The sequence below is a fragment of the Limibacillus halophilus genome (assembly GCF_014191775.1).
Classification (GTDB): domain Bacteria; phylum Pseudomonadota; class Alphaproteobacteria; order Kiloniellales; family CECT-8803; genus Limibacillus; species Limibacillus halophilus.
Genome location: NZ_JACHXA010000001.1, coordinates 645,537 through 667,038, shown reverse-complemented (window position 1 = coordinate 667,038; position 21,502 = coordinate 645,537). Strand labels below are relative to the sequence as shown.

Here is a 21,502-nt window from a genome sequence, read left to right as displayed (position 1 = left end):
CCTTCAGCCGATCGCAAAGCCTGATTTCAGGGGATCGTCCGGATCGATCACAAACTGATGAAATCCGGTGACGTAGGCCTGGCCAGACACCTGGGGCACGAAGGCGTCGAAATCACCAACCTTGGTGCGACTGATCATGCGCCCCCCAAAGAGGGAGCCTGTAATACCCTCGGAGATGATCTCCTCCTCCGGGTCCATCTCTCCCCGACCAATCAACAGCGCCATCATATGCGAGGTGCCTGTCCCGCCGGGAGAGCGGTCGAACGAACCGTCGGAGAACACATGAATGTTTTTGTACTTGGTCCCCGGCGCCAATCCCGGGCCGTAGATCGTAACCAAGTCGACCGCGTTGATATGCGCTACCTCCGGGTGCTGGGGTTTGACGACCTTGTTGAGGGCCTTACGGATAGCCAGCCCGGCCCTGACGAGCGCCGGTGTGTTTTCCTCGCGAACGTCGATGCCGAGCTGCTCTCCGCGCACTGCGCCAAAGAAGCTACCTCCAAAGGAAATGTCGGCTGTAATCCGCCCATGCTCGGGAATCTCGATCTCGATGTCTTTTTGGAACAGGAACGAGGGAACATTGGTAAGGGTCGCTTTGCGGGCACGACCGTTCTCAACCTCGACGTCGATCTGAACGAGACCCGCAGGCATATCGACATTCACATGCGTCACCGGCTCTTGGACCGGCACGAGGCCGCACTCAACCACAGTCATTCCGATGCCAATGGTTCCATGACCACACATGTTGAGGTAGGACCCATCGTGATCGACCCAGACGATGCCGAAGTCCACTTCCGGCCGGGTCGGTGGGCAAACAATGGCGCCGAACATTCCGCGATGCCCCCTTGGCTCCCGCATCAGGGCAGCCCGCAGGTGATCATAGTTTTTGCGGATGAAGTCGCGCTGTTCCAGGAGCGTAGCCCCACGGATCGGAATGCCGCCGGTGATCAAGCGGGTAGGCTCGCCGCCAGTGTGAGAATCGATGGTGCTGATGAGATTATGGCTCCGCATGTCGCTTTACCTCGGCTTATTGGTTTGATGGGAAAGGTGGGTCATCGGCTGGCGGTCACTTTGTCCAGGCCGACCATGAAATCGAGAGCCGCGACGACGACGATCGCCACGTAGATTGTTGTCGCGGACACTGCGGCAATCATTGGATCAACGCTGTACTGAATGTAGTTGAAGAGCTTGACCGGAATCGGCACCAGGTTCGCTGTCGTGTTGAAGATGCTGAGTTCCACATTGATCCAGGAGATAATCAGGGCGAAGACAGCCCCCGCGATCACGCCCGGCTTGATCTGAGGCAAGGTCACCAAGAAGAAGGTCTCAAGCGGCGATGCGCCAAGGTCCTGGGACGCTTCCTCCAATGACCGGTCGAGGCCAGAAAGCGAAGCCAAGCAGGTACGCACGATATAGGGGATGACGATCACCACATGCCCTGCAAGAAGCGCCCCGAATGTACGCGCAAAACCCAACGCCGATGCATACTGGAGAATGGCAACGCCGATCACGATTACCGGCAGAATCAGAGGGGAAAGGAAAAGGGCTGCGATAGCCGTATTGCCGGGAAAGGAGACCCGCGAGAGCACTAGCGCCGCCGGTACGCCCAGCAAAAGGGCGATCGCTGTCGCCATGATGGCCAATTTGGCACTCAACCAGATTGCGCTAACATAAGAAGGGTCAGACAGGAACTGCGTGTACCAGCGCAACGTAAAGCCTTGTGGCGGAAACTTGAGGTAGGCGGTCTCGGTAAAGGAAATCGATACGATGACCACCAGCGGCAAAGCCATATAAGCGATTGCCAGCCACGCAAAGCCACTGAGCAACAGGCCCCCAAAACGATCGGAACTATACCTGGGCTTCAAGCGGATCATGTTGACTTCACCTTCTTCTCGACGGCCAGCAGATAAAGCGAGATCAAGAGGAGCGTTGTCAGCAAAAGGCCGACAGCCAGCGCCGCGCCAAAGGGGAAATTGAAGACCGAGGCGTACTGCTGAAAGATCAGCATGGAGGTTACAATCTCTTTACCGCCACTCAATATGGCCGGCGTCACGTAAGCGCTGACAGAAAGCGTGAAGACGATCAACGAACCGGCAACCACGCCAGGCAGGCTCAGCGGAAAAGTCACCTTCAGGAAAGTCTCGAAGGCACCGGCTCCCAGATCGCGTGATGCCTCCTGCAAGGATCGATCGATATTCTGCAAGACACTGGCAATGGTGAGCACCATGAAGGGCGTCATGATGTAGCTCAGCCCGATGACGATGCTGACCTTGCTGAACAGCAGCTGCATGGGTCGGTCAATTAAACCAAGGCTCAAGAGAATGTCGTTCACCATGCCCTTGCGGCCGAGCAACACCATCCAGCCAAAAGCACGCACGATGTTACTGGTGAAGAGCGGCACAACGACGATCACGTAGAAAAGACGACGGAGCAGTCTGTTGCGCACCACGAAGGTCATGAAATAGGCAAGCGGATAGCCGACCAGGAACGTGGACACCACAACCCAAAGCGAAACCTCGAAAGTCAGTAAGAGTGTTTCGAGATAGTAGGAATCACCGACAAGCCTCGCATAATTCGCGAGCGTCCAAGAGCCATCCTCCGCCTGGAGGCTGGTTATCGCAACCACGGTAAAGGGGACGATGAAGTAGGCGATAAGCAAGGCTACGGGAACACCAAGCAGAAAAATCGCCCACATCCGCGTGATGCGCATGACCCGTTTATCCTCTCGCTACAGGAAGGTCCAACAGCGGGACGTGCTGCTGGCACCCGTAAACGTCCGTTTCTCCCATTGCCCCTTGGACCACGGGCCGGTGGAGCGTCACTTTGAAGGCGTTTCCCGTTGGGATTTCATAGATCGAGGAAATTTGGTCCTCTCTGATCTTGTAAGCGCGGGCCACGGCTTCCCGGGTAATCGCCCTTGCGTCACGGACGACCTCGAAGGCTTTTCTGTCGGCAAAAAGAATATCGAAGGTCAGGCGAAAGGGCCCAGCGTTCTTGCTGCGCACGATCTTTGCCAATTCCCGAAGTTTTTGCGGTTGACCGGACATGTCACAGGTCCTCCAGATGCAAAGGAAAGAGCTCGGTCGGGCTTGTCACCTTCATCAAATGATAGATGGAGAACTCGAAAGCCGGGCCCGCATCGATCTCTGACGGAGAGTAGAGGAACGCGAGGTTGCCCGAGGTGTTGTACAGCCCATCATAGTGAAGATGGAGAAGCCCCCCGCTGACATGATGGCAGGCGCCCCGCGCGAGGGTCTGATCCACGGCGATCGCTTCGATCACCAATCCAATCTCCTGAGAGGAAATGGCGGCTTGAGGTTCCAACGCTCCCATCACGCCGTCGCGACCATAGACAGTGTAGCCAATGTGCAGGCTCGGATCGTCAAAGTACTCCAGGGTCTCCACGCGGACTTGCTCCAACAGCTCATCCAGCCGCGCGATCAAGGTCGGGCAGCGAATACCGGCAACACAGATCGTCCTGTATCCGGTCTGCCGAACGCCCTCCAGTTTCACCCAATAGTCCTCGTCCTCCAGAAACTGCGCACCCGTGACACGGACCCGGCGCTCGCCGGACTGTTCAAAGGTGCACGCGCTCAGGTCGAGCTGATGCCCTGGACCAGCTTGCAAAAATGGGTTCTCGCGCTCATAGAGCGAATGGGCCGCGACAGAGGTGACCGAAGCGCGTCTGTTCGGGCTACCGGGCTCCAACTCGAAGTGCCCCGGCTGCAAAATGCCGAGCATCACATCCATCGCAAAGGGTTCGGCGGAAAAGGCGCCGCACTCCAAGATCTTGCCCATGTGAATTGCGAGTGCCGGATCGGCACCGCTATAAATTGGGTGCGCGGCTATTGCGCAGTCGTCGCAAGCGCGCCCGGCGATGATGACTTCAGCCCCGGCTTTCAGCGCTTCAACAATCGGTTCATGGCCCATCTGCGCGACAATGGCGCCAGCTTGCTCGACCATTTCCGGGGTCAATTGAAAGCCTGCCTCGAAGTCCTTCACCTCATTTCGGCTAAGTGCTTCGGCAAGCCTTTCGCGGGACACATCCGAATAGATCGTAGCCAGCTTAAAATGGAGGTTGGATTCTCTCGCAATCTCCCGGACGATCTCCACGGTCCAATCGACATGCGCCTTGCAACCGGCACCGCCCGCACTACCAACAATTACGGGAATTCCAGCCGCCCGGCCCGCTTTGATCATTTGGGTCAGCTCCCGCTTCGCGCTGATCCGCGATACAAGGGGCTCGCCGGAGCCGAGGTAGTGAGGGCCGGGATCGGTCGAGCCTGCATCGACGGCGATAACGTCAGGACTCATAGCCATACCGCGGGCAAAGGCCTCAGCCCCAAAGCCATAGCCCAATGTGCCGGTTGGGGTAAGAACGGTGTGTGTCTGCTTTGTCATCAGTGCATTTCCAAATGTGTCATTTGTTGAGAACACGCGCGTGCTCCGCGCGCCAGTGGAGAGTGATTTCCGCGCCCTGTTCCAATTGCTCCGACAAAGCATTGGAGGACGATTCGGCCACGATCTCGTGGCCGGAATCGAGGGCCACCACGAATTTCGTGCCGCTACCGACAAAGATGAGATCACGGAGCCTGCCCTTCAGCAGCACAGCCTCGGATTCAGCCTTGGGCTCGCCGAGCTTTACATGCTCTGGCCGCACCATGAGTGTGACGCGCCGTTGGTCGCCTGCCTCGGCAGGCCGGAATAGGCGCTCCCCAGTTGCGTCGCCAAGCCGCAGCCAGCCTTCGTGATCAATTTCGCAATCCAGAAGATTGGCATCGCCAATAAAGTCCGCGACGTAACGTGAGTTCGGCTCCCGGTAAATCTCCTGGCCCGTACCCAGTTGGACTATCCTGCCCTCACCCATAACGGCGATGCGATCGGCCATCACGAGAGCTTCTTCCTGGTCGTGCGTTACATAGATGAAGGTCATACGCAGCTGTTCGTGCAGGCGCTTCAGCTCAATCTGCATCCGCTTGCGCAGCTTCAGATCCAAAGCGCCCAGCGGCTCATCAAGCAAAAGCACCTTAGGTTTGTTAATGATGGCCCTGGACAGCGCGATACGTTGTTGCTGGCCCCCCGAAAGCTCACTGGGATAGCGCTTGGAAAAGGCTTCCATACCAACCATCTCGAGCGCCTCGGCCACCAGTTTATCAATCTCCTCGCGCGCTACACGCTTTCGTCTTGGTCCAAAGGCGAGGTTGTCGCGAACGGTGAGGTGCGGAAAAAGTGCGTAATTCTGAAAAACAGTGTTAACGGGGCGCTGGTCGGGCGGCACGCGATTCATGCTAACGCCCTCAATCACGATCTCGCCTTCGGACGGATCTATGAAGCCGGCGATAAGGCGCAAAAGCGTCGTTTTCCCGCAACCGCTCGGTCCAAGAAGAGCGAGAAACTCTCCCGGCTGAACCTGCGCACTGACCTCTGCCAAGGCAGTCACGCTGCCATAGCGCTTGGTCAGACGGTCAACCTTGATAATTGGTTCGCCCATCAAAAGCCTCGGAATGATTGAAAACTAAAGACGCCAGGAGAGAAAATGATGCGGACGGCAGACACGTCATCGGCACCGCCGCCCGCAGAGCTTTTCTATTTTCCGGCGACTTTCTGGTTGAATATTTCTGTGATCCGGTCCCGATTGGCGTTGATTTCATCCCAATCGAAAAGGGCTAGATTTTTCACAGAACCATCAGCGCCCCAGGGCAAGCGCTCCTGCGCCTCGGGCGTCGGCGTAATACCTGCGGTTGCCGGACCGACATAAAGCCGATTGGTCATGCAGGTTGCCTGCTCTTTGGCGACAACGAAATCGACGAACTTCTCCGCTGCCTCCATGGACTTTGTTCCCTTAACTATATGCACGCGGATGTCGCCTGAAGGCGCGCCTTCCTTGGGAACGGCATAGCGAAGCGGGAGACCCTTGTCCGCCATCGCCCAGGCGGCGTTTGCGTAGTGGGCTCCGGCAATTACTTCGCCGCTTTGGAAGCTGTTGGTCGCATTACCGGAAGCATCAAAATAGGACGAGACTTCCAACTCGTTCATCTTCGCAACACCTGGATCAAAGTTGTCCATCGTGCCGCCAGCAAGCTGGTTGATCAGAACGAACAACGGCACGCCCATGGCGTTTGCCGGGCTGGGTAGCGTCACAAGGCCTGCATAATCCGGCCCCCATAGGTCCCACCAGCTTTCCGGCGGATTCTTAACATCATCGGTGTTGTAGACCAGACCCAAGGAATAATATCCGGTGCTGAGCGCGTAGACCTGTCCATCGGCGGTACGATATACGCCTTCGTCGATCACCCCTGAAACGCCCGGGACTTTGGCTGGATCTAATGCTGCAACCAGATCGTCGGCAGCGGCTAGCTCGGATACACCGCCGTCCAGCCAGGCGACGTCAATCACCGGGTCGCCTTTCTGCTGTTTAAGTTTGGCAAGTGTTACGCTCGACACGCCCGGCTCCGGCGTCACTTGGATGCCCGTGCTCGCTACAAAAGGGTCAACCATGCAAGATTGGATGGCTTCACCCCAGCTACCACCATAGAAAGCCACCGTTAGGCTCTCGGCAGCTTGCGCCTGCATCGTGAAAGCAGCGAGCGCTATCGCACTCGTCGCCGCCCCTATCGATAGTTCTTTCTTCATCGACTTCATACCTTCCTCCCTCCTAGCAATTGATCGAGGCACCAGCGGACTGGCCCTGGGAAGTTTTGATCCTTGCAGCCACATTCCATAAAGTCTAATTAGTTTTTAGCCAAACATCATAAGGTGCTCTAATGAAGGTAAACGCACGCCAACTGGAAGCTTTCGTTAGTGTCATGCGGTGCGGCAGCGTGACTGGTGCCGCTGAAATGCTTAACGTTTCCCAACCGGCGATCAGCCAACAGCTTAAGAGCCTTGAGGGTATTTGCGGCTTTAAGCTTTTTGAGCGAAAGCACGGCCGCGTCTATCCGACCTCTGAAGCGGAGACGCTCTTTGCCGAGGCCGATCGAATGTTTACCGGGTTGGAGAAGATTGCGCGGGTAGCAGAGGGTATAAGGGACCGAAACTGGGGCAAACTGACAATAGCGGCCTTTCCGGCAATGGCGTCGCGGTTCCTGCCAAGGGTGGTGTCGGAATATTGCCAGGTTCGGCCCGACGTTCGTGTCACTGTGGAAAGCAGACGATCTCGCTCACTTATTGATTGGGTGGCAGCAAACAACGTCGACATTGGAATCGGCTTGCTTTCCGGGGAACACCCCGGAGTAACCAGCGAAGAACTCTTCAGGATGTCCGGCGTCTGCGCGGTGCCCCGCAATCATCATTTATCGAGGTTAAAGTCCGTTCATGCCAGGGACCTGGTGCGCGAACCCTTCATCTCCTTGGGTCGCGATGACCGTTCACGTTTCGGCGTGGACAAGGTATTCGACAATCTCGGCGTAACTAGAAGAATACAGATTGAAACCGAGCAATCAGAGGCCGCTTGCGCGTTCGTGGCATACGGTGCTGGCGTGTCCGTCGTCGATCCCTTCAGCACCTATGAGTTTGATGATCGAGAGATTGCCGTGCTGCCGTTTAAGCCCAGAGTAGAATTCCGGCTTTGGGCGCTTTTTCCTTCCAGCCGCACTCCCAGCCATCTGGCGCGCGACTTCTTGTCTATTTTCAAATCGGCTCTGGAGCGCCTTGACCAGAACACAATCACGCCCCGTACCTCACCCAAAGGTGCGGCGGACTAAATCAAATCGCCCAGATAACCAAATGATAGGATAGCCGGGGCCGCGAACCGCCAAGAGCGCGGCCACTGGCTGAACAACCGAGTGGAGGAATGACAACAGCCCTTCATCCCTCCGACTTTTGCGGTCCTATCGCTTCAGAAACGAGGCATAAATCTCGGCCGAGACGGCCGCGCCGTCTTCGGTTTCCAGATCCCCCACGACCTTTCGTACCGATCCCGATACGCAAGCATGAACTTCATCCAGATGAACCATAAGCGGATCGCGTTCGTTCGAACTGACAAGCGTACGCACCGACACGCGCGCCAGGGCGTCGCGTTTGTCGAAGTTCGCCGCTGCAGAGTAAGACATATGGTAGGTCCCGAGCGCTTTGAGCACCTCAACGACGAGTTCGTGCAACACTTGAGGCTCCGGCAAGTCGACATTCCGGCGGTTGGCAACCGTCGGCTCGTACCAGGGCGAAAAAAGATACTGGTCACGGCAATAATGCCAGGCCCAGTTTAATTGACTGCCCATCATGTCGGGCGACACTTTTGGCGAGTTGCGCTCGAAATGCGTCTTCTTCTTCTTGTCCGACCATAGCCCCATATTGTCGATGATCAGTTCTGACACCCGTTCAGGCCGCTGGTTGGCAGCCTCGGTAGCGATGCTAGCGCCGGTGTGGGTTCCCAGCAGGCGAATACGATCAAACCCAAGGGCATCAATTGCCTCCCAAGTTGCTGTTGCGAAATCCGCTATAGTCGGCGTCCCGGGCAAGGGGTCCGAATCACCGTTACCGCGCGTATCGAGCGCATAGACCGGAACGGCTTTCGCCATCGCCCGAACAAACTTCGCCATCATCCGACCCGAACCTGGGGACGGATGCAGCACGATAAGTGGAATGTCATCCAGGCCGGCGCCTTCGGGTAGGGCATAGCGGTAATGCGCCTGACCGCCAGGCACATCGACAAAGCCGCGCCGGATAGGAGTTGCCAAGGTGCTCATTCCGGTTTCCTCGCGCGAATGATGACCCATGGCAGACGCCAACCGTCACTGCCTGCCGTGCCATTTTCGTCAAAGGGTGTGACCGTGAAATCTGTAAACCCGGCTGCTTCAAAATCACCGCGCAGGTCCATCGCGGCCAGATCGCGCATGTGGGGCTCTGCATTGCGGCGAGAATGCCCAAAGTAAAGCGCACGAAGAAAGTTGTCCTCAGGCGGGAGGAAATCCAGGTGAGCGACCTCTCCGCCCGGAGCCAGTAGCCGAAAGGCCTCCGCCGTCATAGCCCGGGTCGCGTCGGCCGGCAATTCGTGCAGCAGCATCGTCGAGGTTACCAGATCAAAACTTTCATCAGGCTGCGGCACGTCTGCACCATCCGCCTGAATATAGGATGAGCGACCGCCCTCGGGCAGATCCATGGCGAGAAGCGCCGCGAGACGCAGGCAAGGGCCAGAGAGATCGATCCCCACAACCTCTGTCTCGGCACCCGTCCTTATAAAGGCCAGCGTGCTGCGACCGAAACCGCAGCCAATGTCCAGGACGCGCGCAAAAGTCCGATCTGCTGTGACTTCGCTGGCAAAGAGCCGGTGCAACCCCGCACGTCCGACGACGCCGCCTGATGCACCCGCACTTGCGCGGTAGACGATTCCAGCCAATGGATTCTCTCTTAGTCCGCCAGGGTGGTGGTGGAAATCCGTCTCTTTATAGTAGTCCGGCAGCCGGATGTCGGTGGCGAGCCGCAGCATCCCGTCGGAAACGGGCTGCATCAACGCTTTCTCCAGCGCCGCGCGCTGCCCTTCCACCATCGGAATAATTCCGTAGGCTCCGAGGTACTTCATCTGCTGGAGATTGTATTCAAGCCACCCGAAAAGCTGGTGCAACGGTAAGCGCGCAAGGTGTGCTTCAAAACTGGCGTAGTTGTCCGAAGACTGATCGGGCAACGCTTCGGCCTGGTTGCGCAGTTCACGGTAGATCGGCCCAGACCAGAGTTTGCGGAACGCACCGATAAAGTTCTGATACGACGCGGTCGCCGTATCCAGTTTCGGTTCCAGGGGGCGGGCAATGGCCATGATTCGTCTCCTCCTTACTTAGCGGCCATCGTTGCAGCGCCGCCAAAGACCGAGGTGACAAAGCTATCGGCGCTTTCAAAACCGTCCGGCAACTCGGTACCGTCCGCCTGCGCTTCGAGCCGCGCGACACGGTCACGCAGCACATTTACCTCAGCGGCGAGAGCGACAAGGCTTTCTAATAGCTTTTCCGATATCGGGTCCGTCAGAAACCGGGGCGATCTCTCCATACCTTCTTACTCCTTTTCAGGCCATTTAAGGCGACCGGGTACACGGTGATGCGCGAACACGTCGGCCAATGTTTCCCGGACGCGAACAAGTTCAATCTCGCCCTTGGCCCCAACTAGTACGGCTGCCGGGCGTGGCATGCTGTTGAATTGAGTCGCAAAGACTTCTGCGTACATGCCGGCATCTAGAATGGCGACAAGGTCGCCGCGCACCAGTTTCGGCAGCAACCGGCCGGCACCAACGACCGAACGGAAGCAGGTTCTTCCGACGATTTCCTGAGCGGTTGTGAAAAGGTCGTGCATCCTGCTTGCGGGCAATGTCTGATATTCAAAAGCCCCCGTCTCGATCCGCATCAGGTTGTTGGTGCTGATATCCACATTGACCCAGCGGAATCCACAGTCCTCCTTAACCGATCCCACGGTAGCGAGCAGAACCTGAGCGTTTCCGCAGATGTAGCGTCCAGGTTCGACCCAGAGCTCGGGTACCGGCCCTTCGACGGGGTCTGCCAAGGGACCGAGGGCACTGGCCAGCGCATCACAGGCTGCCTTAACTTGCGTTTCGACCGTCACCCGTTCGATGGGCACGCCGCGCTGTTCGGGCTCGCGCTCTCTTGCCCATCCTCCGCCGAGGTCAAGAATACTCGGGCGCAGGTCTAGTTTTTCGCAGATCTTGCGGACCGTGGCCCCGAATGCAGTTGCGATCGAGGCGAATGCCTCCGGTCGGTTGGAAAGGTGGCCGATATGAACAGAAAAACCAGTCAGCTCCAGACCTTGGGTCTGCTGTAGCCGGGCGGCTATCTGCTGCGCAGCGTCTGGGCCAAGCCCCCACTTTGCGCGCCGCACGGAGGCAATACCCTGGCCGTGCCTTTGTGTCGATCCGCCCATGTAGGGCCCTAGTTCGTCGGGGAGAACTTTTAGGCGGATGTTCACTCGCGCGGAAGATCCCGTTCGCGCAATCGCTGCGACGATCAGATCGACTTCATCTGCGGCATCGATGTTGATTGTGACCCCATGCACAAGCGCCAGATCAATAAGCTCCGCCGTCTTGTCACTGCCGTTGAGCGCGACCCTCGACGGATCTGCCCCGCTATCGAGCGTGGACCGTAGCTCACCCTCGCCAAAGCAGTCACCCCCCGCGCCCGCTCGGGACAGCAGGTGACGAAAGGCGAGCGTGTCATTGCTCTTGGTCGAGTAGAGTATTGCGCTCGGACCGGGCCAAGCGGTGCCAAAGGCGTCACGAATACGCTCAAAGTTTGCCAGAAGCGTTTCCTCGACACCGACCACCAGCGGCGAACCGAAGCGCTGCAGAAGGTCGCCGACAGAGGCGCCGCCAATACATAACATGCCCTTGGCATCAACTGTCAGGCGATCGCTGAAGATGCGCTCTCTCGCAAGCGTCTCTGCGCCGTTCATGGCAAGCTCTTGCGTGCGACGGCGCTCTGTTCGGCGAAACGTTGGGGAATCTTGTGATTACGATAGATGTCTTCGTAGGTTTCACGCCGCCGGACAAGATCGATATTGCCATCCGGGGCAATCATGATGCCAGCCGGTCTGGGCATGCCGTTGAACTGCGATGCCAGTACCTCGGCATACATTCCGGCATCCGGGATCGCTACGATATCGCCGCGTTGAAGGTCGGGCATGGGCCGATCCACCCCCAGAACAGAGGGAATGCAGGTCGGCCCGACGACGGTCGCCACATTCCTGGGGGGTGCAGTCATTCGCGAAGCCGGGAGCAAATTGTACCAGCTTCGGCTTGTCTCGATCCGCATCAGAAGATTCGTACTGGCGTCCACATGGATCCACTTCCGGCCAACATCGGATCGGGTTGTGGTTACAGTGGATAAAAGGACGACGGCATTTCCGACCAGGTAGCGGCCGGGTTCGAGAAAGAGTCGCGGCAAGGGCCCATGGAGCCCTGCCCGCAACGCAGACGTCATGGCCTCGGCATAGTCCTCGATGTCATGCGGATTGACCTCCGATGCGCGCGACTCAGGTTCTCTGAGGCGAGGCCATCCGCCGCCAAGGTCGATCACCCGTGGCCAGAACCCAACACGCGCTTTCATAGCTGTCGTAAAACGCGCCAACTCCTGCCCCACTACATGGAAGGCGGCAGGATCGTTGGTAAATCGACCAACATGGGCAGAATACCCGAGGAGGTCGAACTTTGGATCATCCCGGAGAGCGAGGATGACGTCGCTTGCCGCATCCTCGGAAAATCCCCATTTGGCCGACAGCAAGCTTTCACTTGCCGAACTACCGGTCTTAAAAAAGCTTGCACCGAAAGTATCAAGCTCCTTTGGAGCCAGCCGTAACCTGATGTTCACCCTTACCGGGCGTTTGGCGGTCGCAAGCCGGGACAGCACGGCTATCTCGTCCAGGCTGTCGATGTTGATGATCGAGTTGCCTTGTACCGCTGCGGCAAGAGCGCTTTCGGTCTTGTCGCTGCCGTTAAGAATGATGTTTTCGCGGCAGACACCAGCTTCGCAGGTTGCGCGATATTCGATATCGCCAAAACATTCTCCACCCACGCCTTCCTGCGACAACAAGGAGCGGATCGCGAGGCAGTTGTTCGTCTTAATCGCATAGAAGATTTCGGCGCCGGTTGGCCAACGACTACTAAAAGCGTCGCGCAACCGTTGAACGTTCTCGCGGATGACCTGTTCTGTGGTGACGAAAAGCGGAGAGCCATAAAGCGACGTTAGCCTGTCAACCGGCACCCCCGTCAGGGTAAGCATACCGGAAGCATCCACACTCATGCCGTCCGGCCTGCCGCCGATTTGCTTCAGCCAGTCGAGCGAGCCCTCAATCATGATCGCCTCCCAAAGTCGACCGTCGCGAGCAAGATGATGTCGCCAATACCCGGTTGGGCGAGGAGATCACAATCATCTTGACCTCAAGGTTCTACGATCTTGCGCCCAATGGAGACGCGCCCTTCGATAACAGGCGGACTGCCTAGAAATGTCAACACTTTTTCAAGCTGAAGGACTATTCTTTCTGTAATGTGGGAATTTTCCGCAATTCTCTGACAGAATTATCGTAATAGCGTTAAAATCATGACCCTTGCTACTGTAGTCATACCAAAGTGTTGACAGATCGATAAACTAGCCTCTAGCTTTGTGAAGCAGCGTGGAATCCCAGGCACATCGGGGAATCCCAACTGAATGAGTGAAAAGAATATGTTCGATGATCAAGGACAGGTGCCGGAGGGGTGTTGGCAGCACTCGGCAACCGAATTGCGGTCGGCACCCGACATGCTGAGGATCGAACAACTGAGTCTCCGCTACGGCGATGTAGTGGCGCTCGACAACATCAAGCTCGAGGTCGGCGCGAACGAGTTCATTGCACTCTTGGGACCATCAGGGTGTGGAAAGACCTCCCTGCTCCGTGTGATTGCCGGGCTCAACGTTCCCCAGGACGGCCGGATCGTTTTGAATGGCAAGGATGTGGCCAATCTGCCGCCTCGGCATCGGAACATCGGTATAGTTTTTCAGAACTATGCGCTGTTTCCCCATATGACGGTGCGTCAGAACGTGGCCTTTGGGCTTGAGTGTCGACGACTAACGAAACCCGAAATCAGTACGCGGGCGATGGCCGCTCTCGAAAAGGTTCGGCTGGCCGAGCTTGCGGATCGTCGCCCAAAGGCCCTATCGGGCGGACAGCAGCAGCGAGTCGCACTAGCTCGCGCAATAGCATTCGAGCCTTCTCTGTTACTGCTCGACGAACCTCTTGGTGCCCTCGACAAACAGTTGCGTACGCGGATGCAGTTCGAGTTGAAGGAGCTGCAACGCAGTCTTGGCATTACCGCGATGTTCGTCACGCACGATCAGGATGAGGCCGTTGCGATGGCAGATCGAATTGTCGTCATGCGCGATGGGAAAATTCAGCAAATCGCCACACCCTCGGAGCTCTTTTCCATGCCTGCGACGGCGTGGGTGGCGGAGTTCATCGATGCAGGAAATCTCCTGTCCGGCAGCACGCGCGTGGAGGGAGGAAAATGGATCGTTCAACTTCCCGGAGGCGTTGAAATCGAGGGCGCCGCACCAGACGGTGTTGATCGCGAAACAGCGAAGCTCCTGCTTCCCGCGCATAGCCTCGAGGTTTTCCCGTCCAAAGAAGATTCTGCCTACCGCCTAGTGTCGATGCGGCCGAATGGAATGGCGCTCGATCTAGTCATCGCATGCGGCGAACTGCAATTCCGAGCCCAGTTGCCGGTCGGCCGTGCAGCCGAGTTCGTTACCGGAGCCCCTGTCCGGCTGACAGCCGCACCTGATGCCGGCACATGGCTACCCGGCGATTGACTCGTTCACACACGCGCTCCACTCGATTTAGGAAGGAAGCATGACCACAAGCGCAATACCGGACACAAAGAGCTACCGGCCCAGCGCGGAAGGTCTGCGCAAACCGACACGTAGCCAGATGTCGGCATTGCTGGCGCCAATCGCCACGTTCTATGGACTCTGCTTGCTGGCGCCTTATGTGTACATCTTCTGGCTTAGCCTTACGCGATACAGTTCCTCACAATTGTATGTGCCTGACCTTGGCCTCCAGAATTATGTTTCCATTCTGACGGACAATTACTATCTCGGCCTGCTCGCGCAGACCGTCGGGCTTGGAATTTTCGTCACTGTTTTCTCGCTGCTGCTTGGGTATCCGCTGGCGATGCGCATTGTGCAGGGGGGGAAAACCACCAAGTCTATTCTACTGATCCTGACGATGACGCCTTTGCTCGTAAATATCGTTGTGCGGACCTACGCGTGGCTGGTCCTTTTGGGCGACAATGGCGTTATCAACAAAGCGCTCGATGCCGTTGGGCTGATCTCCGAACCGTTGCCGATAAACAATAACTTTTTCTCAGTCGCTATTGGGCTTATTCACCTGAGTTTGCCGCTCATGGTCATCAGCCTCGTCAGTGTGATGGAAAAACTTGACGCCTCCTTGATTGAGGCCGGGGAAAGTCTGGGCGCGGGTTCTCTGCGGACACTCGTAAAGATCCACATTCCACTTTGCCTTCAGGGGGTCGGCGCTGGCAGCCTACTTGTCTTCTGTACTGTGATCAGCGCCTTCGTGACTCCACAATTGCTGGGCGGAAACCGCTTTTCGACTATCAGTACGATCATCTACCAAAAATTTACCTTCTCCATGAATTGGCCGGTGGGCTCGGCTCTGGTCTTCGTCCTGCTGACCTTGAACTTCGCCGTCATACTCCTGCACGGCTTCATGTTCCGGGAGAAGTGAGATGTTTCAACGCTTCATTTCCGCAATTGCCTGGGTTGCCATCATCTTCCTGATTGCACCACTGATCATCATCGTGGGCAGTTCCTTCACTCAAACCGACTTCGTGACCTTCCCGCCCCGTGGATTTACGCTTCGCTGGTACGTCGAAGCAATGTCGGTAGGCGGTTTTGTCCAAGCATTTTTCGATAGTCTGCTTATTGCGGCGGCAACTATGGCGGGCGCAGCCCTCATCGGCATACCGACGGCGCTTGGCCTGCGCATGGGGTCGCCGCGGACGCAAACCCTACTTCGCAGCGTGGTCGTGGCACCGCTGATCCTGCCGGCCATCGTGTCTGGAATTGCTTTGCTTCAGATATACTACGCCGCCGGCCTCGACGCGCCGCTGTTTGGCATCATCGTGGGCCATATCCTGATTACCGTTCCCTTCTTTATTCGTACAGTCACAGCCGGACTGGAAAGTGTGCCGGTTTCTGTGCTTGAGGCGGCAGAAACCCTCGGTGCCAGCAAAGCCCGCATCCTATTTCGCGTGCTGCTGCCTTTGATCGTGCCCTCGATCTGCGCGGGCCTCGCCTTTGTATTCATCGTGAGTTTCGACGAAGTAACGATGTCCCTTTTCTTTAGTAATCCCGAAATAATGCCTCTCCCAATAAGAATCTATAACTATATTGAATTCTCGGTTGAACCTGTAATTGCAGCAATATCCACAATTCTAATCTTATCCGCCTTTGTGCTGGTTACGCTTCTTCAGCGGATATTCGGGCTCGATCGTGTCCTTGCGAAGTGACCTCTCTACCCACCATCCCAACAAAAGGAGTATTCTAGAATGACATCCAAATTTGATCTCAATCGCCGCCAGTTCATAGGAGGCACGCTTGGCGTCAGCGCACTGCCGTTGATATCCAAGCCCGTATTTGCGCAGGCTAAAACGAAGCTGCAGTTTCAGTGTTTTGGTGGCGCCTACGAGGAAATTCTGCGCCAGGATATTATCCCTGAATTCGAGGCCGCAAATAACATTGAAGTCGTCTTCACTGTCGAGGATGACGTGCAAATGCTGCCCAAGCTCATCGCGGCACGCGATCGCCCAGTCTACGATGTTGTCACGCTCGACAACCCTATTGCATTCCAGGGTAAGGACCTCTGGCTGGACAATATGACGTCAAAGATGCCAAACGCCAAAGACGTCTATTCCAGCTCGCTTCCGCCTGAAACTGCCAACTACGGTGCGATTGTTTACCAGTACGCACTCGTTCACGACAAATCCAAGCTACCTAACGTCGAATCTTGGATGGACCTCTGGACGAACGACATCGTCGTCGGCGTGCCGCACATCTCTCAGGCCTATGGCATGACGTTCCTTTATATTGCCGCAATGCTGCACGGTGGCAGCGCGACCGACCTCAAGCCCGGGATCGAGGCCATCAAGAGCTTGAAGAAATTCAAGGTCTACAAGAACGTGTCGGAAGGTCGAAGCCTGTTCCAGCAGCAGGAGGTCGACGCCGCATTGTTCTACAGTCACCGTGGCCAACAGCTGATCGACTCAGGCCTCAATCTTGGCCGGGCAACGCCGAAGGAAGGTCTATGGGGCCAGCGGACCGGCTTCCAGATTCCAAAGACCTGCCAAAACGTCGACGGCGCTATCGCCTGGGTAAACAACGCGCTTAGTGCGTCCTACCAGTCGAAGTTCCTCAAGGGCCTCTACAGCCCGACGAACAGCAAGGTCGAAGCGCCCGCAGACCTCGAAGAGAAGCTGCTTATGGGAGCGGACACGGTTAACAGCATCCGCGAATTGGATTGGGGAACCGTCCTGCCGCAGAAGGACGAACTGGTCGATCTCTGGGTGCGTGAGATCGGCTAACATTTAGCCTACTCGAACGAAGCCTCTCCAGCGCCGACCCCGGCTCTGGAGAGGTTTTTTCGAGGGCATTCCATCAGAAGAAACCGTCTTGAGGCAGGCTGGGCAGTTGTAGCCTTTGGCGGGCCACGACCAAACGCAGTCCTGTTCAAATTGGCAATAGTGAAATCCACTATCTGAGGGGCGCGGTCGATCACGAGGACGAAGTTCTAGTATCCGATATCACCAAAACGATAAGCTCGAAATGCGGCAATGAGATTCCCAGGATAAGCAAGGCGCTCAGGGAAGTTGGCGCTGCTGTCCCACTGGTGATAAGGAGCCAAAATGAGCGATAAATTGAAGATTACCGCCGGGGAGTTCGTGTTTGGCGGAGTATTTGAAACGGAAAAAGCACCCAATACAGTAGCCGCTTTCCGTGCGCGCCTTCCCTACGAGAGTCAAATCGTGCATGTCCGCTGGAGCGGTGAAGGCGTTTGGATGCCCTTGGGCAACGAGGATTTTGGCGTGGGCTACGAAAACCACACCAGCCATCCGGCGCCAGGCCATATTGTGTTGTATCCGGGCGGCATCAGCGAAACCGAAATCTTGCTGGCCTATGGCGGGGTCGATTTTTCGTCGAAGATGGGTCAGTTGGCCGGAAACCACTTCATTACCTTGACTTCTGGCTTGGAAAATTTGCCCCGGCTGGGCAACGCCGTCCTGTGGAAAGGAGCCCATCCAATTCGGTTCGAAGAGGCCTGATGGTCCTGTCTTGGCCGGGTGCTAGATGACCCCTTTCTATTTTCCCTGGCAACGCACCCATATAGCCCCGATCAGTTGAATACCCGCCCGTGATGGCCATATATGAGGCATGTTGAAACTTGGCCAAAATAAGAGGTTTCTGATCTACGCAGGATCCCTCCTGAACTGCCCGTAATCCCGGGCCGCGCCGATCTATCTGGTCGCCGCCGTTCCGGGAAATCTCCCCATCATTCATAAGCCACGCATCCTCCACATTAACGCTGGGTCAGTAGCGTGGCGCCACAGTTCTTGGCATAGGAGATCGGCATGTTCTATCTCAAAAAATCACAATTCCAAAGTGTGAATTCGACTTCGGGCGGAACGCCAGCAAGAACGGGGATTCTAAGAAAAATAATCGCAGCCTTGGTCAAGAGTTGGCAGCGACGCAGAACGATAATGGTGCTTGATAGTCTCAATGATCAATTGCTTGCCGACATTGGAATTAGGCGTGCCGAGATTCCACAAGTCGTTGACGCGATGTTGCAGAACAGAGCGAAGATAGCGCCATCCCAACCATTAGTTGCTCCGTTGGAAACACCCCGCGATCACCTACGGCAGGCAGCGTAACAGGAGATAGCCCTATCGCGCTCTCCATACTAGCCGATGGTTTGCGCGCGCAGGGGGCCAGAGATTGCAACGCGAGATATCGGACTGATCTTGTGAAAAAGGAAGTACGTCATGAAACGTTTCTCAACAAACTTCGATCAATTGGAATCCTTTGTGCAGAAATTGGAATCCGGCAACAAGCAGAGGCTGATACCTGCGCCGAGCGAAATCTGTATCGCCCTTTGGGAAGATGATGGAGGGCGGATCCCGACGCGGTCGGGGCGCAGCTCGCTCCCATTGGGCTGAGGGTCGCCAAGGGTAGGGCATGCGATCAAGCCACTGGCGGCGGCATCTGGGCGAGGCGCTCGTGAAAATTAACGTTGAGCGGCACTATTTGCGGTGGGACGACGACCGCGACAGATCGGCCGCATTCATTCGGTGCTGAATCAATCGAGCCCCAGTTCCCTTGCAGCACGCCTGAAGATAGCCTCGGCGTCAGCGGAAAATTTGAACGCATGTAGGAATTCATCGACTTTGTATCCCGGTCGCGTACGCCGGATAGCCGCACCGACAACCCGCCCCTCCTCGATACGGCCGGCAAGTACAAGGCAGAACGCAGCAATCTGCTGAATCAGGATGTGCGCGTTGGGACGCGCGACCGCTTTCAGCGCCCAGTCCGCAGCCTCCTCGTATCTACCGAGCCGCACAAAGGCCATCGCCTTGGCACCCAGAATGGCGAAAAGCAGCGGGTCGAACGGGCTGAGCTGGCGCGAGAGATCGGCATACCCGATTGCCGCCACAGGATCGCCGGATTGCGATTGCACGAAAGCAAGCGCGTAGTGCCCCATGGCGAAATTCGGACTGATGTCCACCGCTTGCTGCAGTTCGTCTATCGCCTGACTTTCGTCGCGGCGCAGCCAGAGCGCGCGGCCCATCGCCCAATGAGCCGAGGGATCGTGGTCATCGGCCATCAGGGCACGACTCGCCGCATCGTATGCGAGGTCGGCTTCAATGCGGCTGTCTTCCCAGCTTTGGAACGCGTTCTGCCAATGCGTGAAGGAAAGCCCCGAATAGGCGCGGGAGAAAGTCGGATCGGCCTTGATCGATTTGTGGAAGAAGTGCTGCGCCTGTCGGTTATCTTCCCGGGTGAAACGGTGCATGTGCCACAATCCGCGATGATGGGCTTCCCAGGCGTTTAACGTATCAGGCGGCTTGAGGACGGCCCTGTTCTTCTCGGCCGTCTCGACTTCGCTGACGATGGCAGCGACGATCATATCGCCAATCTTGTCCAAGATGTCGAAGGCTTCAGCTTCGACTGTCTCATAGACGTCGGACCAGACAATGCGAGCGGTCCGTGCTTCCACGAGTTCCACGTCCACGACAATGCGTCCGCGACGCCGTTGCACGGCGCCGCTGGCAACGTAGCCGACGTCAAGGCGCTGCCCCGCCTCCTCAGGACCAATGCCGCGCTCGGCCAGAGCGAAAACCGAGCCCTGTGCGATTACGAAGAGCGATCTCAACTTTGCAAGCCGGGTTATGATATCGCGGGTCAGGCTGCCCCCAAGCCCCGAATGGTTGGGGGCGATACCCGGCTCGTGGAATGGCATAACGGCAAGCGATATCCGGAACGGTCGCTGATCGGGCACGGCTGAGAGTGGGGGCGACGCGCGGGATTCCGGCGCGGCCGCCACCGCCGGTGCGGAACGTAGCGCGCGCGCCGCCTGCCGCAATGGTGCAAGATCCAGGCCCTCCGCTTCGAACAACCGCTCGGCCGACGCAAGATGACACTCGGCTTCGAAAGGCCCAGACGCGGCCATCAGCACGTGGTGGGCGCGCGGGTCAAACGGCGCCAGGGCAACCCACGCCTCCGCCAACCGCCGCGCCTCGGGATCGTTCATGGGCAGGCGCCCGATCAACTGGTCGAGAATCGCGGCATGGCAAGAACGAAAACGGGCACGCTGCGTTGTCAGCCAATGGTCGAGCTGCGGGCTCCGGTTGAGGTCCAACCCCTCGGCGAAATCGCCGACAAACCGGGCGGCGCTCCGACGCAAGACGTCAAGGTCTGCCGCGTCCAGACCGGCCCGCACCACGCTCTCTATCTGGACTGCATCAACCTCGGTATCGCTCAGGTCGAGGCTGACCATGTCGTCTTCACCCACGACCCGCCGACGTCCTGGGCGGTCCAGAACAGTTCTCAGTTTGCTCAGATACCAACGCAGCTCGCCGCGCGGATCGTTTGCGACGTCGCCGAGAAGTTCACAAAGGCGGCTGCGTCCCACGGGGTGGGCGGCAACCGCCAAGTAGACAAGCAGCGCCCGCAATTTGCGTGATTGAGGCAACTCCACAGAGCAGCCGTGATGGAAAACCTGCAGGCGGCCGAGCGTCCGGATTGCAAGCCGGGTGCTGGTTTCGGCAACTGGGCCTGACGATTCCATGCGGATTTCCACGTCGGTTTCCACGGCCGTGCCTGCAAATGGTTTCTAGTATTCCGATGAACCGGAACAAACCGGTTTCCGCGCCACTTGCGAAAAACAAAATACGCCAAGTGGTACGGCCGTTCACAATGAAGGAAGATACAGATGAAACAAACTCTCTACAATCTGGTCGTGCCCCTGTCGGCGGCTGTCGGCGTAGTCGTCGCCCTCGCGGTGGCTGGAACGATCAGCGCGCATGATGGGGATATCCATCACAAGGTAGTCTCGTCGGCGGAGGTCGTGTTCCAACCCGGTCCTCCGACCCTGCCTGCAGGTGCCCAGTTTGCAGTACTGCACGGCAGTCCGGCTGAAAAAGCACCGTTCGTCATTCGTCTGAAGCTGCCCGCCGGATATATCATCCCACCGCACTTCCATCCCGAAGAAGAGCATGTCACGGTGATTTCGGGCGGCTTCGGTGTGGGGTCCGGCAAGGTTCACGACAAGTCCGCCGCCCCGATCCTGCCCGTCGGGAGCTTCGTGCAGCTTCCAACCGGCATGGCGCACTTCGCTTGGACCGAGGAAGAAACGGTGGTGCAGATCAACGCCATCGGACCGTTTGGCATCACCTACATCGACCCCGCCGACGATCCTCGGCCCAAGATCAACTAACCCTGTACGGCTGGCTCCCCTAGGAGCCAGC

Annotated in this window: 21 protein-coding genes; 8 read left to right on the top strand and 13 right to left on the bottom strand. The window is 57.3% G+C overall.

The genetic code is table 11. The features are described from left to right. Positions 1-3: 3 nt before the first annotated feature. From FHR98_RS03050 to FHR98_RS03020, 7 genes are all read right to left on the bottom strand, one after another. Positions 4-1,011: a proline racemase family protein gene (locus tag FHR98_RS03050; RefSeq protein WP_183415136.1), complete on the bottom strand. Its 1,008-nt coding sequence runs from the start codon at positions 1,009-1,011 to the stop codon at positions 4-6. 41 nt (positions 1,012-1,052) lie between these two features. Then, entirely contained in the window at positions 1,053-1,874 is an 822-nt protein-coding gene (locus FHR98_RS03045; protein WP_183415135.1) for an ABC transporter permease, read from the bottom strand. After that, complete coding sequence (locus FHR98_RS03040; protein WP_183415134.1) at positions 1,871-2,710, bottom strand: ABC transporter permease; 840 nt, start codon at positions 2,708-2,710, stop codon at positions 1,871-1,873. The genes FHR98_RS03045 and FHR98_RS03040 overlap by 4 nt, the downstream gene beginning before the upstream one ends. A gap of 7 nt (positions 2,711-2,717) precedes the next feature. Beyond that, on the bottom strand, positions 2,718-3,047 hold the full coding sequence (locus FHR98_RS03035) for a DUF4387 domain-containing protein (RefSeq protein WP_183415133.1): 330 nt from the start codon (positions 3,045-3,047) through the stop codon (positions 2,718-2,720). A 1-nt stretch (position 3,048) separates the two neighbouring features. Beyond that, positions 3,049-4,401 (bottom strand): acyclic terpene utilization AtuA family protein, encoded by a 1,353-nt coding sequence (locus FHR98_RS03030; protein ID WP_183415132.1) that lies wholly within the window; start codon positions 4,399-4,401, stop codon positions 3,049-3,051. Between the two features lie 19 nt (positions 4,402-4,420). Then, positions 4,421-5,491, bottom strand: a complete 1,071-nt coding sequence (locus FHR98_RS03025; protein ID WP_183415131.1) for an ABC transporter ATP-binding protein — start codon at positions 5,489-5,491, stop codon at positions 4,421-4,423. A gap of 95 nt (positions 5,492-5,586) precedes the next feature. Next, positions 5,587-6,642, bottom strand: a complete 1,056-nt coding sequence (locus FHR98_RS03020) for an extracellular solute-binding protein (protein WP_221205686.1) — start codon at positions 6,640-6,642, stop codon at positions 5,587-5,589. Between the two features lie 122 nt (positions 6,643-6,764). Between FHR98_RS03020 and FHR98_RS03015 the strand changes: the two genes are divergently transcribed. Next, positions 6,765-7,703: a LysR family transcriptional regulator gene (locus FHR98_RS03015; protein WP_183415130.1), complete on the top strand. Its 939-nt coding sequence runs from the start codon at positions 6,765-6,767 to the stop codon at positions 7,701-7,703. Between the two features lie 126 nt (positions 7,704-7,829). Here FHR98_RS03015 and FHR98_RS03010 read toward each other — a convergent pair whose 3' ends face one another. From FHR98_RS03010 to FHR98_RS02990, 5 genes are read right to left on the bottom strand one after another with little or no spacing between them, the layout of a single operon-like run. After that, complete coding sequence (locus FHR98_RS03010; protein WP_183415129.1) at positions 7,830-8,684, bottom strand: alpha/beta hydrolase; 855 nt, start codon at positions 8,682-8,684, stop codon at positions 7,830-7,832. Further along, positions 8,681-9,748: a class I SAM-dependent methyltransferase gene (locus FHR98_RS03005; RefSeq protein ID WP_183415128.1), complete on the bottom strand. Its 1,068-nt coding sequence runs from the start codon at positions 9,746-9,748 to the stop codon at positions 8,681-8,683. Before FHR98_RS03005 ends, FHR98_RS03010 begins: the two co-directional genes overlap by 4 nt. 14 nt (positions 9,749-9,762) lie before the next feature. Continuing rightward, positions 9,763-9,975 (bottom strand): hypothetical protein, encoded by a 213-nt coding sequence (locus FHR98_RS03000; RefSeq protein ID WP_183415127.1) that lies wholly within the window; start codon positions 9,973-9,975, stop codon positions 9,763-9,765. A 6-nt stretch (positions 9,976-9,981) separates the two neighbouring features. Next, positions 9,982-11,385: a diaminopimelate decarboxylase family protein gene (locus tag FHR98_RS02995; protein WP_183415126.1), complete on the bottom strand. Its 1,404-nt coding sequence runs from the start codon at positions 11,383-11,385 to the stop codon at positions 9,982-9,984. Further along, positions 11,382-12,785 (bottom strand): diaminopimelate decarboxylase family protein, encoded by a 1,404-nt coding sequence (locus FHR98_RS02990; protein ID WP_183415125.1) that lies wholly within the window; start codon positions 12,783-12,785, stop codon positions 11,382-11,384. The genes FHR98_RS02995 and FHR98_RS02990 overlap by 4 nt, the downstream gene beginning before the upstream one ends. 351 nt (positions 12,786-13,136) lie before the next feature. Here FHR98_RS02990 and FHR98_RS02985 point away from each other — a divergent pair, with 351 nt between their 5' ends. The 6 genes from FHR98_RS02985 (at position 13,137) to FHR98_RS02960 (ending at position 18,409) form a co-directional block, all read left to right on the top strand. Beyond that, positions 13,137-14,273, top strand: coding sequence for an ABC transporter ATP-binding protein (locus FHR98_RS02985; protein ID WP_183415124.1), 1,137 nt, complete (start codon positions 13,137-13,139; stop codon positions 14,271-14,273). A gap of 40 nt (positions 14,274-14,313) precedes the next feature. Further along, positions 14,314-15,210 carry an ABC transporter permease gene (locus FHR98_RS02980; RefSeq protein WP_183415123.1) on the top strand — a complete coding sequence of 299 codons (897 nt, stop codon included), beginning with the start codon at positions 14,314-14,316 and terminating at the stop codon, positions 15,208-15,210. Between the two features lies 1 nt (position 15,211). Then, positions 15,212-15,994, top strand: a complete 783-nt coding sequence (locus FHR98_RS02975) for an ABC transporter permease (protein ID WP_183415122.1) — start codon at positions 15,212-15,214, stop codon at positions 15,992-15,994. A gap of 39 nt (positions 15,995-16,033) precedes the next feature. Then, positions 16,034-17,065 carry an extracellular solute-binding protein gene (locus FHR98_RS02970; protein WP_183415121.1) on the top strand — a complete coding sequence of 344 codons (1,032 nt, stop codon included), beginning with the start codon at positions 16,034-16,036 and terminating at the stop codon, positions 17,063-17,065. A 321-nt stretch (positions 17,066-17,386) separates the two neighbouring features. After that, complete coding sequence (locus FHR98_RS02965) at positions 17,387-17,803, top strand: DUF3830 family protein (protein WP_183415120.1); 417 nt, start codon at positions 17,387-17,389, stop codon at positions 17,801-17,803. Between the two features lie 306 nt (positions 17,804-18,109). Next, complete coding sequence (locus FHR98_RS02960) at positions 18,110-18,409, top strand: DUF1127 domain-containing protein (RefSeq protein WP_183415119.1); 300 nt, start codon at positions 18,110-18,112, stop codon at positions 18,407-18,409. Between the two features lie 425 nt (positions 18,410-18,834). Here the strand turns inward: FHR98_RS02960 and FHR98_RS02955 are convergent, their stop codons facing one another. Next, the gene (locus FHR98_RS02955) at positions 18,835-20,823 is read right to left on the bottom strand and encodes a transcriptional regulator (RefSeq protein ID WP_183415118.1); all 1,989 of its coding nucleotides are present in this window, start codon (positions 20,821-20,823) and stop codon (positions 18,835-18,837) included. A gap of 144 nt (positions 20,824-20,967) precedes the next feature. Between FHR98_RS02955 and FHR98_RS02950 the strand changes: the two genes are divergently transcribed. Further along, positions 20,968-21,471: a cupin domain-containing protein gene (locus FHR98_RS02950; RefSeq protein WP_221205685.1), complete on the top strand. Its 504-nt coding sequence runs from the start codon at positions 20,968-20,970 to the stop codon at positions 21,469-21,471. Positions 21,472-21,502: the final 31 nt, after the last annotated feature.